The organism is Leeuwenhoekiella sp. W20_SRS_FM14, from assembly GCF_052119605.1.
In the GTDB taxonomy this organism is placed as follows: Bacteria; Bacteroidota; Bacteroidia; order Flavobacteriales; family Flavobacteriaceae; genus Leeuwenhoekiella.
In genome coordinates this window covers 27,842-43,272 of record NZ_JBGQOK010000003.1, presented here as the reverse complement: position 1 = coordinate 43,272, position 15,431 = coordinate 27,842, and the positions used below count along the sequence as shown (strand labels likewise).

14 protein-coding genes are annotated in these 15,431 nt (G+C 36.6%); 7 read left to right on the top strand and 7 right to left on the bottom strand.

The annotated features are described in order from the left end of the window. The first annotated feature begins 35 nt into the window (after nt 1–35). Complete coding sequence (locus tag ACEN25_RS06340; protein WP_441802181.1) at nt 36–2,363, top strand: ATP-dependent helicase; 2,328 nt, start codon at nt 36–38, stop codon at nt 2,361–2,363. A gap of 33 nt (nt 2,364–2,396) precedes the next feature. Here ACEN25_RS06340 and ACEN25_RS06335 read toward each other — a convergent pair whose 3' ends face one another. After that, nucleotides 2,397–3,221, bottom strand: a complete 825-nt coding sequence (locus ACEN25_RS06335; RefSeq protein ID WP_441802180.1) for a UDP-2,3-diacylglucosamine diphosphatase — start codon at nt 3,219–3,221, stop codon at nt 2,397–2,399. Between the two features lie 158 nt (nt 3,222–3,379). Here ACEN25_RS06335 and aroC point away from each other — a divergent pair, with 158 nt between their 5' ends. The 5 genes from aroC (at nt 3,380) to ACEN25_RS06310 (ending at nt 8,227) form a co-directional block, all read left to right on the top strand. After that, complete coding sequence (aroC, locus tag ACEN25_RS06330; RefSeq protein ID WP_441802179.1) at nt 3,380–4,444, top strand: chorismate synthase; 1,065 nt, start codon at nt 3,380–3,382, stop codon at nt 4,442–4,444. Nucleotides 4,445–4,572: 128 nt separating this feature from the next. After that, nucleotides 4,573–4,986 carry an MbcA/ParS/Xre antitoxin family protein gene (locus tag ACEN25_RS06325; RefSeq protein WP_035899716.1) on the top strand — a complete coding sequence of 138 codons (414 nt, stop codon included), beginning with the start codon at nt 4,573–4,575 and terminating at the stop codon, nt 4,984–4,986. Between the two features lie 8 nt (nt 4,987–4,994). After that, complete coding sequence (locus ACEN25_RS06320; protein WP_396512362.1) at nt 4,995–5,447, top strand: RES family NAD+ phosphorylase; 453 nt, start codon at nt 4,995–4,997, stop codon at nt 5,445–5,447. 74 nt (nt 5,448–5,521) lie between these two features. Continuing rightward, the gene (locus ACEN25_RS06315) at nt 5,522–6,967 is read left to right on the top strand and encodes a dicarboxylate/amino acid:cation symporter (RefSeq protein WP_441802178.1); all 1,446 of its coding nucleotides are present in this window, start codon (nt 5,522–5,524) and stop codon (nt 6,965–6,967) included. A 135-nt stretch (nt 6,968–7,102) separates the two neighbouring features. Beyond that, nucleotides 7,103–8,227, top strand: coding sequence for a hypothetical protein (locus ACEN25_RS06310; protein WP_441802177.1), 1,125 nt, complete (start codon nt 7,103–7,105; stop codon nt 8,225–8,227). Here ACEN25_RS06310 and ACEN25_RS06305 read toward each other — a convergent pair. The 4 genes from ACEN25_RS06305 to ACEN25_RS06290 all read right to left on the bottom strand — a co-directional run bounded on the left by ACEN25_RS06305 (nt 8,207) and on the right by ACEN25_RS06290 (nt 13,444). Beyond that, entirely contained in the window at nt 8,207–8,869 is a 663-nt protein-coding gene (locus tag ACEN25_RS06305; protein ID WP_441802176.1) for a haloacid dehalogenase type II, read from the bottom strand. The genes ACEN25_RS06310 and ACEN25_RS06305 overlap by 21 nt on opposite strands. 9 nt (nt 8,870–8,878) lie before the next feature. Then, nucleotides 8,879–10,795, bottom strand: coding sequence for a mucoidy inhibitor MuiA family protein (locus ACEN25_RS06300; RefSeq protein WP_441802175.1), 1,917 nt, complete (start codon nt 10,793–10,795; stop codon nt 8,879–8,881). A gap of 75 nt (nt 10,796–10,870) precedes the next feature. Further along, entirely contained in the window at nt 10,871–11,269 is a 399-nt protein-coding gene (locus tag ACEN25_RS06295; RefSeq protein ID WP_028376089.1) for a thiol-disulfide oxidoreductase DCC family protein, read from the bottom strand. Continuing rightward, nucleotides 11,270–13,444, bottom strand: a complete 2,175-nt coding sequence (locus ACEN25_RS06290) for an endonuclease MutS2 (protein ID WP_441802174.1) — start codon at nt 13,442–13,444, stop codon at nt 11,270–11,272. A 137-nt stretch (nt 13,445–13,581) separates the two neighbouring features. Here ACEN25_RS06290 and ung point away from each other — a divergent pair, with 137 nt between their 5' ends. Beyond that, nucleotides 13,582–14,247, top strand: a complete 666-nt coding sequence (ung, locus tag ACEN25_RS06285; RefSeq protein ID WP_441802173.1) for a uracil-DNA glycosylase — start codon at nt 13,582–13,584, stop codon at nt 14,245–14,247. Nucleotides 14,248–14,328: 81 nt separating this feature from the next. Here ung and ACEN25_RS06280 read toward each other — a convergent pair whose 3' ends face one another. Further along, nucleotides 14,329–14,490 carry a hypothetical protein gene (locus ACEN25_RS06280; RefSeq protein ID WP_159106025.1) on the bottom strand — a complete coding sequence of 54 codons (162 nt, stop codon included), beginning with the start codon at nt 14,488–14,490 and terminating at the stop codon, nt 14,329–14,331. A gap of 88 nt (nt 14,491–14,578) precedes the next feature. Further along, nucleotides 14,579–15,430, bottom strand: coding sequence for a substrate-binding domain-containing protein (locus ACEN25_RS06275; RefSeq protein WP_441802172.1), 852 nt, complete (start codon nt 15,428–15,430; stop codon nt 14,579–14,581). Nucleotide 15,431 lies beyond the last annotated feature (1 nt).

Genomic DNA, 15,431 nt, shown 5'->3' with positions numbered 1-15,431 from the left:
TTCCTTAATTTTCACTTCTTAAAAAATCAATTGTTTTGGAGGCACTTTTAGAAGGATTAAATGACGCACAACGTGCACCGGTATTACAAAAAGACGGGGCGATGATGGTGATTGCCGGTGCAGGCTCTGGTAAAACGCGTGTACTTACAATGCGTATCGCATACCTGATGCAACAAGGGGTAGACGCATTTAATATATTATCTCTAACGTTTACTAATAAAGCCGCTCGCGAGATGAAAACGCGTATAGGTACGATTGTGGGCAATAGTGAAGCAAAAAATCTGTGGATGGGTACCTTTCACTCTGTTTTTGCTAAAATCTTACGTATTGAAGGGCATCACCTGGGGTTTCCTCCCAATTTCACGATTTATGATAGTCAGGATTCTCAACGTCTTATTTCGGCTATTATAAAAGAAATGGGTCTTGATAAAGATATTTATAAATACAAGCAGGTACACAGTCGTATTTCTTCCTTTAAAAACAGTTTGATAACCGTAAAGGCCTACTTTCAAAATCCAGAATTGATGGAAGCTGATGCGATGGCAAAAAAGCCACGTATAGGGGAGATTTACAAAGAGTACGTAGATCGTTGTTTTAAAGCAGGCGCAATGGATTTTGATGATTTACTGCTGCGTACAAATGAATTGCTCGCGCGTTTTCCAGAAGTACTTGCCAAGTATCAGAAACGTTTTCAATACATTCTCGTAGATGAGTACCAGGATACAAATCACTCACAATATTTAATTGTAAAAGCGCTGGCAGACCGCTACCAGAATATTTGTGTGGTAGGAGATGATTCACAAAGTATTTACGCCTTCCGTGGTGCAAATATTAATAACATATTAAATTACCAGAAAGATTATGACGATGTAAAAGTTTACCGTCTGGAGCAAAATTACAGATCTACAAAGAATATTGTAGAAGCAGCAAACTCTGTTATTGAGCACAATAAAACCAAGCTTGATAAAATTGTTTGGACGGCAAATGACGACGGACCCAAGATAATTGTGCACCGCTCATTAACAGATGGTGAAGAAGGGCGTTATGTAGCAAGTACCATATTTGAGCAAAAGATGAACAAGCAGCTCAAGCACAGTGATTTTGCTATATTATATAGAACTAATGCGCAATCTCGTGCGATGGAAGACGCGCTGCGTAAACGGGAAATACCGTATCGCATTTTTGGAGGATTATCGTTCTACCAGCGTAAAGAGATAAAAGATGTTTTAGCGTATTTACGAGTATTAACAAACCCCAATGATGAAGAAGGCTTAAAGCGTATAATTAACTTCCCTGCACGAGGTATAGGCGCAACTACTATAGACCGTCTGGTAATCGCTGCAAAGACGTATAACAAATCAATTTTTGAGGTGATGGAGAATATTCAGCACCTTGAGATACAAATTAATAATAGTACAAAAAACAAGCTCTACAACTTCGTCAATATGATTAAGAGTTTTCAGATTACTGCTGAAAACGCCGACGCTTTTGTAACTGCTGAAGAAGTAGCCCGTAAAACAGGATTGCTTCAGGAATTAAAAAAAGATGGCACGCCTGAAGGTATTGCACGTATCGAAAATATTGAAGAGCTGTTAAACGGTATTCGTGATTTTGTTGAAGGCCAGAAAGAAATCGTAGATGCGACCGGTTCACTCGCCGAATTTTTAGAAGATGTAGCCCTTGCTACAGATCTTGATAAGGAGGTAGATGATGTAGATCGGGTGTCTTTAATGACGATTCATTTGGCAAAAGGACTAGAATTCCCATATGTTTTTGTGGTAGGTATGGAAGAAGATTTATTCCCTAGCGGAATGAGTATGAATACCCGTAGCGAGCTTGAAGAGGAGCGTAGATTATTTTATGTTGCATTAACGCGTGCAGAGCATCAAGCTTATCTAACTTATACTGAAAGCCGTTATCGCTGGGGAAAACTTATTGATGCAGAACCTAGTCGTTTTATTGAAGAAATTGACGACTCATTTCTTGATATACAAACACCTATGGAGTCGTATAGGTATAAGCCACTGGTAGATAGAGATATTTTTGGAGAACCAGATAAAACTAAGTTACGACTTAAAAAACCGGTTGCCGGAAGCGCACCCACCGTAGGAAAACCTACACCGGGACAATTACAGAAATTAAGAAAATTAAGACCTGAAAGTACGAGTACTCCATCTTTTAAAACAGATGATTTAAATGGAAATTTAAAAGCGGGAAGTAGAGTAGAACACAACCGTTTTGGTCACGGAGAAGTATTAGGAATTGAAGGAATAGGACAGGATCAAAAAGCAGAAATACGTTTTCAAACTGGTGGTATCAAAAAGTTATTATTGCGTTTTGCAAAACTGAAGATTTTAGAATAGACTAGAGGTAGTTTTTAAAATCTAATAGATTATTTAGCGGAACATCTTTATCGAAGATAAAAGAGCAACGGGATCAATTTCTGTATTCACCGAATCATCATCTGCGGTTACCGGTACATTTTGTTTTTCGTATTCCATTAAAGACCACACCCCATTGTCATATTCTAACGCGGTAAGATGTTCAATCCAGTCTCCACTGTTTAGGTAAATACAGTCTTTTTCTTTATAGAAAACTTTGCGTATTTGTGGTTGATGTATATGACCGCAAATCACGTAATCAAAGTCATTTTCAATAGCGAGTTGTGCAGCGGTTTCTTCAAAATTTGATACAAAGCTTACCGCTTTCTTAACACTGTTTTTAATTTTCTTAGAAAGAGAATATTTTGGTTTACCAAGTTTTGCAAGCCACCAGTTAATAAAGCGATTAAATACTATGAGAAAGTCATAACCCCAACCACCTAATTTCGCAATCCATTTAGTATGTTGTATAGAGGCATCAAAAACATCTCCGTGAAAAATCCAGGCTTTGCGACCGTCAAGATTTAAAACTAGTTTATCTACTATTGAAATATTCCCCAGATTCACAGGGCTAAACTTGCGTAATTTTTCATCGTGATTCCCGGTGATGTAAAAGACTTCAGTTCCCTTAGCAGCAAGTGAAATTATTTTTTTAATCACCTGTAAATGGGATTTTGGGAAGTAACGTTTTCTAAATTGCCAGATATCTATAATATCCCCGTTAAGAACCAGCGTTTGTGGTTTAACACTTTGCAGGTAATTCACGAGTTCTTTAGCGTGAGATCCATAGGTGCCTAGATGTACATCAGAAAGTACTACAAGTTCAACGTTACGTTTCAAAAACTGTTATTTTAAACAAATAAAAGCCACGGGTGTTACTACAGTTTTACGTGAATATTAAATTATTTTTTAGAATTAGTATTTAAGTGGTTAATTAGATGCCTTATCCCGCTAGTTTTTGGCTAAAACATTTTAATTTCGCCATTTAAATTTATGATATGGCAGGTAATACATTTGGTAAACTATTTACGCTAACAACTTTTGGAGAATCACATGGTGAAGCTATAGGTGGAATTATAGACGGTTGTCCCGCAGGAATAGAATTAGACTTAGATGCTGTTTACCGCGATATGGAGCGTCGCAAGCCGGGTCAATCTAAAATTGTAACCCAACGAAAAGAGCCGGACACGGTTCAATTTTTTTCCGGAATTTTTGAAGGTAAGACTACCGGCACGCCTATAGGCTTCAATATTGTAAATACCAATCAAAAGTCTCACGACTACAGCCATATAAAAGACACCTACCGCCCTTCTCACGCAGATTATACTTATGATCAAAAGTATGGAGTCCGTGATTACAGAGGTGGTGGCCGTTCTTCAGCAAGGGAAACAGCAAGTCGTGTTGCGGCAGGGGCCATAGCCAAGCAAGTTTTAAAAGATGTGAAAATAAATGCATTTGTAGACTCGGTAGGAGAGATTCATATGACTACTCCATATCAGGAGCTTGATTTTTCTTTGATAGAATCTAACGATGTACGTTGCCCAGATCAGGCATTCGCCAAAAAAATGATCGATAGAATAAAAGAAATACGCAAAGAAGGAAACACTATAGGTGGTACCGTAATGTGTGTTATTCAAAACGTACCGGTAGGCCTGGGCGAACCTGTTTTTGATAAGTTACACGCTGAGCTAGGTAAAGCAATGCTTTCTATAAATGCGGTTAAAGGTTTTGAGTACGGTAGCGGTTTTCACGGAGCTTCTATGAAAGGAAGCGAACATAACGATTTATTCAATGCAGACGGAAGTACCAAAACAAACCTGAGTGGAGGTATACAAGGGGGTATAAGCAACGGTATGGATATCTATTTCAGGGTAGCGTTTAAACCAGTAGCAACCATAATGCAAACACAGCCTACAATTGACAAAGATGGTAATGACGCAGAAATGCAAGGTAAGGGACGCCACGATCCTTGTGTAGTGCCCAGGGCAGTACCTATAGTTGAAGCAATGGCGGCTCTGGTATTAGCAGATTTCTTTTTAATTAATAAAGCTTCTAAAATTTAAGTCTTACTTGATAAAGCATAAAAAACCTGAATATTTGTTCAGGTTTTTTTATGCACAGGATTAGGAAAAAATACTTTTTTCATTAGGTAATTTTACCTATATTTGAATAATAGTTAAATGTCATAATTATGAGTTATTCAAAAATAGATCAGGATATTAATGAGGTCAATGAAGCTGCGGTTATGTATTACTTAGATAATACAGAGGTTAATTTAGCAACTTTAGATGCCTTGCGGGAGCGTTCTTTTTTTAATGAAGCTACACTTGCTGATTGGTTAAATATTAATGTAAAAACCCTTCGTAATTATAAAAATAACAACAGTGTTATTAAGGAACATGTGCAAGAAAAAATCGTCCTCTTAATGGCGTTATTCAATCACGGTAAAATGGTTTTTGGCTCATTTGAAAAATTTTCAGAGTGGTTAAAAAGTCCTAATTTCTTCTTTGATAAAAAGGCTCCTGCGGTATTTTTAAATACTTATAGTGGCACAAAGTTTATAGACAATCGCCTCACCGGGATGCAATATGGAGATAATGCTTAATTATAAATATGGAGCTTTATCGTATTGCAACAGAAAAATACGCCAATATACTTACTGCTTCTGGTGCTGCCGCAAGGTGGAATAAAGCCGGTGAGCAAATTCTGTATTCTTCATCTAGCCGAGCTCTGGCGACCCTAGAGCTTATTGTAAATTATCGTTCTATTGAGCCTGATGTAAAGTTTAAGGTTATGATACTTTCTTTAGCAGATGATAGTTCACTTATAGATTTTTTAGATAAAGAACGACTTCCTTTAAATTGGCGCGGAATTTTCGCTTATCCTGTTTTACAAAATCTGGGTTCATCCTGGTATCGCACACAAAATAGTCTTGCTTTACGTGTTCCCTCAGCTGTTATACCTCAAGAATACAACTATCTTTTAAACACATCACATCCTGCTTTTGCCTCAAAAGTCAAATTAGCTCATATTGAAGATTATTTTTGGGATGATAGGCTGGCATAAGCGCTTACTTCAGATTTAAATTCTGTTGAATTTGTTTATCTTTCCCAACAAGGAAAAAACACCTCTATTTTTATATGAAAAACTTAGCATTGCATTGGAAGATTATTATTGGTCTTGTCCTGGGTATTATCTGGGCTTTAATCTCGAGTCAAATGGGATGGAGCCAGTTTACCATAGACTGGATCGCTCCCTTTGGAAAAATCTTCATTAACCTTTTAAAGTTAATTGCTGTTCCTCTTGTGCTTTTTTCAATAATAAGCGGTGTGGCAAATTTAGGAGACCCTGCTAGTCTAGGAAGAATGGGTGGGAAGACCCTTCTCGCTTACTTAATTACTACCGTGTTAGCCGTAAGTTTAGGTCTGCTTCTTGTTAATGTAATAGAACCCGGTAAGCTTGTTGATGAGCAGAGCCGTATCGATAACCGTATTAGTTATGAGATTTGGGCTGCAGATGAAGGTTACGTCATTAAAGATGGAGTTAATTACTTGCAGGATCCTGAGTTTATGGAACGTGCTAGAGAGATTTCAGATTTATCACATAGCCAACTTAAAGATGCTGCAGTAGATGATAAAATGAAAACTGCAGATGCTACTAAAAATGCTGGTCCGCTTCAACCCCTTGTAGATATTGTACCCGATAACTTTTTTAATTCTCTTGCGGATAATGGATTAATGTTACAGGTTATTTTCTTCGGTTTATTTTTTGGAGTAAGTATGTTATTTATAGATCCTAAAAAATCAGCTCCGGTTACGCGTGCTGTAGATGGGATTATGGAAATATTTTTAAAAATGGTTGATCTGACTATGCAGGCAGCACCATTTTTTGTTTTCGCTTTACTGGCAGGTGTTGTAAGTCAGATGGCGGGTAATGATTTAGGTAAAGTTGTTGAGATTTTTAAAGGATTGAGCTGGTATTCATTAACCGTAATACTTGGTTTAGCTCTTATGATCTTTGTGATCTACCCTCTTATATTTAAAATATTTGTTAGAAAGGTTTCTTACTTCGGATTTTTTAAAGCTATGGGACCTGCACAAACACTGGCATTCTCTACATCGAGTAGTGCAGCAACGCTTCCCGTAACTATGGAGTGTGTAGAGGATAATCTGGGAGTTGATAAAAAAGTAACCAGTTTTGTACTGCCTATAGGTGCGACCGTTAATATGGATGGTACTTGTCTGTATCAGGCTGTGGCAGTAGTGTTTCTAGCTCAACTTCATATGATAGATTTAACTTTAGGGCAGCAGCTTACTATAGTTTTGACCGCTACACTTGCATCAATAGGTTCTGCGGCGGTACCTAGCGCAGGTCTGGTAATGCTAATTATAGTCTTAGAATCTGTAGGTTTAAATCCTGCTTGGATAGGTATTATTTTTCCTGTAGATCGTATACTAGATATGTGTAGAACTGTAGTTAACGTTACGGGTGATGCAACGGTCTCTTCAGTGATAGCAAAAGGGGAAGGTCTGTTTAACTACAATCCTCATAAAAAGCCTGATGAAGCTTTTGATATTGAAAAATAGTCATTAAAAGACTAAAAATAAGATACTTACGTTTTGTTTATTAAATAAATAAGTTTATTTTAGGAATCCCAATCTATTAAACGGTTTCCCTATACAACCACTTAACTTACCATTTGCCGATCTAAATGAGTAAGTATGAGAAGAATTTTATTTTTATTTTTTATAGGAACGTATGTTGTGAATGCACAAGTGGGGATTGGTACCACAAATCCTAGTGCATCAGCAATGCTTGAAGTAAGTAGTTTGTCTTCAGATGGAAGCTATAAAGGTTTTATGCCACCACGAGTTACAGTCGTTCAACGCGATTTAATACGAGCTGATGAAAGTGACCTTGGATTGCTTATTTTCGTAAGTGATCCTGTGGCTTCTATTTATGGTTTGCAGGTGTGGAATGGTGTTTTCTGGGAAAATGTGCATCTTTTACAAAATTCGATTCAACCTACAGAAGTAGCATTTACTTCTACGAGTAGAGATCAAATTGAAAATTCGGGTGCTATTGATTTAGAATTTAATATTACTAACCCATCACTTACCGCGCCTATAAATATTACCATTTCGGCCTCTGCCTATAATGATTTAGATGAATCTTTAGCACAAGTAGTAACAATTCCTGCAGCGACCCCGGTTTTTAATGCATCTTCAATTTTTAGAATTACTAATGATGATCTTGTAGAAGGTAATGAGGTTATAAACTTTAGCATAACTAACGTAAGTGGAGGTTCTGGAGCGCCTACCATAGGTATAAACTCTAGCTTTTTACTAACGGTAATAGATGATGATATTAAAGTGTGGATTAATGAAATACACTATGATAACATAGGGGGAGATATTGATGAGCGTGTTGAAATTGCAGGTTCTGCAGGAGTAGATCTCACGGGTTATTCTATAGTGCACTACAATGGCGCAAATGGAGCCGTAATTAGCACTTCTAATATTACCGGTAGTATTCCAGACCAGCAAGCAGGTTTGGGTACTTTAAATATTAATATACCGTTACAAAATGATATTGAAGGAATAGCTCTGGTAGACCCTTTAGGAGGTGTTATTCAATTTTTAAGTTATGAAGGTGTCATAACTGCGACGGCAGGACCGGCAAATGGTATGACATCTATTCAGTTACCTTTAGATGAAAACATTGCTCCAGAAATAGGTTTTTCACTACAGTTGGTAGGTGCTGGTAACCAATACTCAGATTTTATTTGGGCAGCAGGAATCGCTAATTCCATTGGTCAAATTAATTTAGGTCAAATATTCAACTAAAGCTATTAAATTTTTACAATCATAATTAGGATTCTCAGCTAACGGATATTTGAACTTACCATCGCGAGCTATAAATGCTGTTTGCATACCGGCACGCTGTGCACCTATAATGTCCCAGCCGTGGGCAGCAACTAAAAGTGTCTCCTCAGGTTTTGCTTTCATTTTATTAAGTACATATTGATAGGGCTTAGGATGCGGTTTAAAAGCCTTCGCTTCGTCTACACTATATATATTATTAAAAAGATGCTCGAGTTCTGCAGTTGCCATTTGTTCTTTAGCAACAGTAGAATTTCCATTGGTGAGAGCCACAAGCGTAAAACCTTCTTCTTTTAGCTTTGTAAGCGATTCAAGGACATCTGCGTGTGGCTGTAGTTTTTTTATCATTCCCAAAATACTTTTAATTTCTTCGTCAGGAATTACTTTTTTGAATTTAGCGGCAGTCATTTCAAATGTTGCCTTGGCTATTTTGCTGAAGTCCTCATGATGACCGGTTACAGCTTCTACTAATGAATAATGCAAAAGAGCACTAAACCAAATGTCGAAAGCAAGATCACTACTTAGAGAGGCGTTAATACGTCTTGCTAGGGGTTTAAGATCTAATAAGGTCTCATTAACATCAAATATTATATGTTTTGGTCTCAAATTTAATAGTTATAGGTTTATAGTATTTCCTTTAGGATAACGCACTTCATAACTAAAGTTTTTAGTAGAAGAAGCTTTAGAGGCAAGTTCTAGATTCCATTTGAGAATACCGGTCTTCTCATCATATTTTGCGTCACCATATGATTGGTCTGATACTTTTATATCTTTATTTTGAGAAACAGGAATACGGTCTTCTAGCAGTAAATTAATTGAAGAGCTTTTAGTATTACGTACCGAAATTTCAAACGCCTTAGTCATAACGCGGTTGCCACCTAAAAGTGATTTACTTTTAAAATTATCTTTCTTTTCGCGTTTTACGACAATATTAGGATCTATACCCAAAGAGATTTCCAGACTATCAGTAGTTGCCAGCGGATTTATAGCTGTCTTTCCTGCATAACTTCCTTCAAAATAAATATTGGCCTCACCCTGTAGTAAGTCAAAACCTTCCCAATTTGTTACCGTAGCCGTTAAAAAAACATTTTCGTTAAGTTCTGGAGCTGCATAGTGTTGGTAGTTTGCGGGTAACTCAAACGTATCAATTTCGATCGTTGTTATATCTGTATTAGAAACTATTGTATAACGCTTTTTGATTTCAAAACGCGTATTTGTTAAACTCTCTTGTTTAGTTTCAACATTTTCACTATATGATTTTTCTGGAGCAAGTGAGCTGTTTCCTCTAATAGTAATTCCGGTTGCCTTTCCGCTTAATGCACGAGAAACATCATCACCTCCATAACCTACCACTACAACTTCATCAAGTGATTGACTGTCTTCTTCAAGCTGCACATTCATCATTGAGGCATAAACCGGTAAAGATTCATCTCTAAAACCTAGAGAGGAGAAGCTTAGTTGCTGGCCGCCATTAGGTTGTATCGTTAATCTGTATTTGCCGTCAAAGTCTGTAGTAGTGCCATTTGATGTGCCTGTTTGAATAACATTAACGCCGGGTAGTGGTGCGCCCGAATTATCACTTAATATACCAGAAACACTGCGAATGGTAGGGTTATATTTAAGGTTGCTTCGATTTATAGCACCTGTACTAAGGTAATTAGCGCTTACAAAGTTGAGGTATTTAGTTTCCAGATTGGGTTTAAAATTATTGGTATTGGGATCACCTGTAGACAGCACAAGTTTAACATCCTCCCAGTCGATACCACTTTGTTGATAAATACTGGCCTTGTAATTTAGCTGTATGGGGCTTGAAGTATTTGCAGCACGTATATCGTAAAGAGGAAACCATCCTGCATTATGAATGATATAGGATAACGCTAAGTTTAAAGTTTTAGAGGTTTCACTTTGAAGCTTGATGGTAATCTCTCCACGTGTTTCTTTACGAGAATCATCAAGTTTTGACATTTGCTGACGGTAGGCATCTATTCTTTGAGTTAAATCCTGAAGCTCCAGGGTTAGCGTGTAGATGGTATTTTGAATTTCGGTGCTGCGTTCCCGATAATATGTGCTTATTTGCTTTACTTTTTCTATAGAAAGATCTGTATTGTCACTGTTGATTCGCTGATTTTGAGATAGCAAGTTTAGCTCTCTGTTAAAGCCTTCAATTTTATTTTGAATGGAGCTTTTACTGAAAAGCAATTTGTCTAATTCAGATTTTAAACCTTCATATTCTACCGAAGCAGCCTTCTTCTCCAGGTAATCAAGATCAAAGGCGATTGAAAGAATACTGGCATCCTCAACACCTCTTAACTGAATACTGTTTTCCAAAATGTCTGGAGAAAGATTATTGAAAACCAACTCATTTACTCCGGGTTTAATAACCACCGAAGCAGACCGTTCTACAGTAGCTCCCTGTAAAAAAACCGTTACCTTTTCAATCTTAGAAGTTTGCTTTAAGATAGGTTTATCTGTAGCAAAAGAACTCCAATTAAAAAAATAGAAGCAGAATAAAAGTGTAATTATAACTTTCATATAGAATATATTTTCCTTAAAAAATAAGGGAAAAGTTTAGATTAAAAAGCACGTTTTTAAACAGATAACAAATTATTATTCTAAGAAACGCGATTTAAGTTCTGGTGTAGGAATCATACAACTTTCTTTTTTACCGAACCACTTGTATCTGTTGCGGGCAATAAAATCATAAACGTAATTTCTAATAAAGCCGGGAATAATCATAAAGCCATACAGCAATGGGTAGCCTTTATCTAAAAATCGAGATATACGCAGTGCCGCAGTTGATTTTACAGAAACTTTATCTTCTTCTACGAGAATTATAGAATCTGTTTTTTGAGGATCAATTTTGTGCTTTTTTAAAAGCCGCATACCTGTTTCACTCTGTAGTGAAGCAAATTTAAAAACAGCTTTTGAATCTTGCTTTATAATAAAATTGATCGCTCCATTACACAAGTTACAAACCCCATCAAAAAGAATTATTTTAGAGTCCATCTACTGTTTTGCGCGTTGTACAAGTTCAAGTGTTTCTACATCTACATTTGTAGTAAACATCCCATAATCTACTATTGCTTTGCCTTTTTCTATGTTATGAATTGTGCCTACCGCTCTGCCATCTGGTAATCGCACGCGATCGCCTACTTTTAAAGTAACTTTGGGTTGCTCTTTTTCTATTTGAATTTCTTTCTGTTTTTGTTCTTTTTTCTTTTCGCGTATAACTTCGACTTTTTTCTCAGCTTCTTGTTTTATGCGATCTTCACGAGCCTTCTGTGCGCGTTTTTCTTTTGCAGATTGCTTGGCTCGTTTTGAGTTTTCGATCTGTACAACCTTAAACAACTCATCAATAAGCACTTTTTTATTCTTATTTGTATAAAACTTATCGCTGAGGTCGTTTAATTTTTGGCCAAGGTATATTAAACGCTGATTACTGTCGTAAAGCTCCTGATAGCTTTCTAATTTTTCCTGAATTTTTGTATTTATTTTAGAAAGTTCTTGCTTTTCTTTTGCCGCCTCCTGCTCTTTTGTTTTTAAAGATGTTGTGGTTTTAGCAAGTTTGCTGCGCTCTTTCTGTAAATCTGCAATACTCTTGTCAAAACGTATTTTGCCGCGCTCAACTTTCTTTTTTGACCTGTTAATAAGGGAATAGGGGATGCCATTTTTTTGTGCAACCTCAAATGTAAATGAACTACCGGCTTCACCTACGTGTAATTTATACAGTGGCTCTAAAGATCTCGAGTCAAAAAGCATATTTGCATTTGTGATTGCTTCAGTCTCATTAGCCATCATTTTTAAATTTGCATAATGGGTTGTAATAATACCATAACTACCGCGCTCATAAAATACTTCTAAGAAGGTTTCGGCTAAAGCACCACCTAATTCAGGATCACTACCGGTACCAAATTCATCAATAAGAAAAAGTGTATTCTCGTCACACTTTTTCAGAAAATAGTTCATATTTTTTAATCTGTAGCTATAGGTACTTAAATGGTTTTCTATGCTTTGATTGTCACCTATATCTGTAAGGATTTTTTCAAAAAGGCAGAATCTTGAATATTCATGAACCGGAATTAATAATCCGCTTTGCAGCATTATCTGTAATAAACCTACTGTTTTTAGGGTGATACTTTTACCACCTGCGTTAGGACCACTTATAACAATTATACGGTTTGCCTGATCTAAGGTTATATCCTGCGGAAAGGTTTTTTGACCCCGTTTCTTATTATTTATTAGAAGTAATGGGTGATAAGCATCTTTAATTTGTAGCTCACGGTCTTGCGTGATTTTGGGTAAAATCCCATTAAGTTTTTTTGCATATTTGGCTTTCGCCGAAATCACATCTATTGTGCTTAACAGTTTTTGATAATCATCTAGTAGCGGACTAAATGGCCTTACATAATCCGTTAATCCTTTTAAGATGCGTTTTACCTCTTCCTGCTCATCGTACTGCAGGTTGTTAAGTTCGCGCTGGTGATTTTGAGTCGCTTCAGGCTGAATGTAAACAATGCTTCCGGTTTTTGAATTTCCCAGAATAGAGCCTTTAACTTTACGTCTGTGCATGGCTGTTACCGCAAGTACACGTACGTTATCGACAATAGATTCACGTATCTCATCAAGATAACCGTACGATGCATATTGTGATAATGCCGAAGCAAAACTACTATTGATTTTTCCTTTAACTATATTAATAGATCTTCTGGTATTTAAAAGCAACGGTGATGCATCATCTTTAATCTCACCAAAGCGATCTACAATTGTATTAATCTCATCTGTTAAAGCTGTAGTGTACTCGGTATCCTCAACCGTTTTAAAAAGAGTAGGGTAGTAGGACTGAAATTTTCTAAAATATCTTAAATGGGTATTAGCCGTCTCAGATAAACTTCCTATTTTTCTAAAACTACCCACCTCAAGTGTGGTATCTTCAATACCCAGCATTTTGAGTTCGTGGTCAAGTGCATCAAAACCGTGATTAGGTATAGGCGTCTCGTGAGTATCTGAACTTATATACTCTTGTGTTTGATTAAGTGCAAAAATTGTCTTCTTAAAGCTTCTTTGTGGTATTAACTTAAGTGCCTTAAGTTTACCTTTATCTGTAACGCACAACTCACTTACCTGAGCACAAACGGTATGAAATTCTAAATCAGCAAGTGTTTTAGGGTGGATTTTTATCATAGCAATGCCTATTTTAAGGCCGAAAATAACTTAGTTTTTTTTGAAATTTAATTTGAATGAACAACACTGAATTTTATAGGGAATCAGTCTATTATTATTCACTAAAATTACACTAGACTTACAAATTTAAGATATTCATGAACGTTGACATACACCCCAGCTGGAAAGCTGTACTCGCGCCAGAATTTGAAAAACCGTATTTCAAATCGCTAATAAATTTTGTGAAGCAAGAATATAGCCAGCATAAGTGCTATCCTCCCGGAGCATCCATATTTAAAGCTTTTGATCTATGTCCTTTTGAAGAAGTAAAGGTAGTCATATTGGGTCAGGATCCCTATCACGGTGTGGGCCAGGCACACGGTTTGTGTTTTTCGGTACCAGAGGGGATTGCCGTGCCGCCTTCGTTAATTAATATATTTAAAGAAATAGCTACAGATCTCAACAATCCCATTCCGCAAAGCGGAAATCTGGAACGATGGGCAAAACAAGGCGTTTTACTTTTAAATGCAACATTAACTGTTAGAGCACATTTGGCAGGTTCACATCAAAAGCAAGGGTGGGAAACATTTACAGATCACGTAATCTCTGTGTTGTCCCAGCAGCGGCAGGGAATTGTTTTTCTACTTTGGGGTGGTTATGCACGAAAGAAGGCTAAAAAAATTGATACGAGCAAACATTTAGTTTTAGAAAGTGGGCATCCTTCTCCCTTAAGTGCAAACCGGGGGTTTTGGTTTGGAAATCGGCATTTTAGTAAAACAAATGACTATTTAAAAGAAAATGACAAGTCTCAAATAAACTGGTGATGCGCTAAAATAAAAAAGGCTCAATTGGTTAGGTTGAGCCTTTTATGAAAGGGTTTGATTTGAGATATCATCAGCAGTAATTTATGAAGCTCGTTCAAAAACTACCCGCTGATTCAAGGTTGTTTGTTTAGGGGCTACACGCTTCTGCGATTTCTCTACTTTAGGACCACCTGCTACACTAAATTTAAAAAGGATTAAATTAATGACAAGTAAACATCCTAAAACGATTAGAAAAGTAACCATAATTGTAATGTTTAAAGTAATATATTAATATTCCGCAAAGATTGACCTTTTTTTTAACTTACGAAATCTTTGTCCTGTAAAACTTTCATTAATTGATAGTTAAATAAAAATTAACGTCCTGCTCTTTGTCGATCATATTGAGACCTTTAAGATGTACTTGTACATTTTCGAGTTCATCGGTTTCAATTTGGGATTGTGACCAATTAGTTTTTGAAATCCAGACTTTTATATCTTCAAGCTTTTGATTATAACGTTTGGCGAGAAGCTCTTCAATTTCTGGTATTTCTTTAAATAATACTGTTTTGTTATTTAGCACTTCTAAAAATACCTCAAGAGTACTTTTTTTAGTTTTAATAGCATCTGTAGTTGCTGCAATTACAAAACTAGACCAGGGAGTGGGAAAGTCACTTACTCTTCTAAATACACCCGAATCTACTAAAGGCTTTGTAGTAAAATGTTCCCACATAAAATAATCTGCGTCACCCTTAGTTAGAGATTCTACAGCAGTCTCAAGATTATTAACAACTACACAATTAATTGCGGAACTTTCCCAACCTAATTCTTTAGCTTGTATAAAAGCCATAACATGAGAACCAGAACCAAATCTACTTATGGCAGGTCTTGTATCTTTTAAATCATCTATAGTCTTAAAATTACTTCCATCAGCAACATGAACTCCCCAAATTAGGGGACTAGAAACATAGTTTTGAATAATTCTTGAATGATTACCTGCAGCGATATCTTTAACGACACCTTCGGTAAGTATAATTGCAACATCAATGTCACCTGCTCGTAATGCAGCATTCATTGCACCCGTACCACCGGCATATTCAACCCACTCAACAGCTATCCCGGCATCTGCAAACAGACCCTCTTCAATACATAGATGTATAGGTAAATTAAAATGCTCTGGTACACCACCCACTTTTAAGGTATTCATT

Coding starts and splice junctions, on each gene's coding strand:
- ACEN25_RS06280 (WP_159106025.1), bottom strand. CDS start 14,490: ATGGTTACTTTTCTAATCGTTTTAGGATGTTTACTTGTCATTAATTTA.
- ACEN25_RS06275 (WP_441802172.1), bottom strand. CDS start 15,430: ATGAATACCTTAAAAGTGGGTGGTGTACCAGAGCATTTTAATTTACCT.
- ACEN25_RS06320 (WP_396512362.1), top strand. CDS start 4,995: ATGGAGCTTTATCGTATTGCAACAGAAAAATACGCCAATATACTTACT.
- ACEN25_RS06325 (WP_035899716.1), top strand. CDS start 4,573: ATGAGTTATTCAAAAATAGATCAGGATATTAATGAGGTCAATGAAGCT.
- ACEN25_RS06290 (WP_441802174.1), bottom strand. CDS start 13,444: ATGATAAAAATCCACCCTAAAACACTTGCTGATTTAGAATTTCATACC.
- ACEN25_RS06295 (WP_028376089.1), bottom strand. CDS start 11,269: ATGGACTCTAAAATAATTCTTTTTGATGGGGTTTGTAACTTGTGTAAT.
- aroC (WP_441802179.1), top strand. CDS start 3,380: ATGGCAGGTAATACATTTGGTAAACTATTTACGCTAACAACTTTTGGA.
- ACEN25_RS06310 (WP_441802177.1), top strand. CDS start 7,103: ATGAGAAGAATTTTATTTTTATTTTTTATAGGAACGTATGTTGTGAAT.
- ACEN25_RS06300 (WP_441802175.1), bottom strand. CDS start 10,795: ATGAAAGTTATAATTACACTTTTATTCTGCTTCTATTTTTTTAATTGG.
- ACEN25_RS06315 (WP_441802178.1), top strand. CDS start 5,522: ATGAAAAACTTAGCATTGCATTGGAAGATTATTATTGGTCTTGTCCTG.
- ung (WP_441802173.1), top strand. CDS start 13,582: ATGAACGTTGACATACACCCCAGCTGGAAAGCTGTACTCGCGCCAGAA.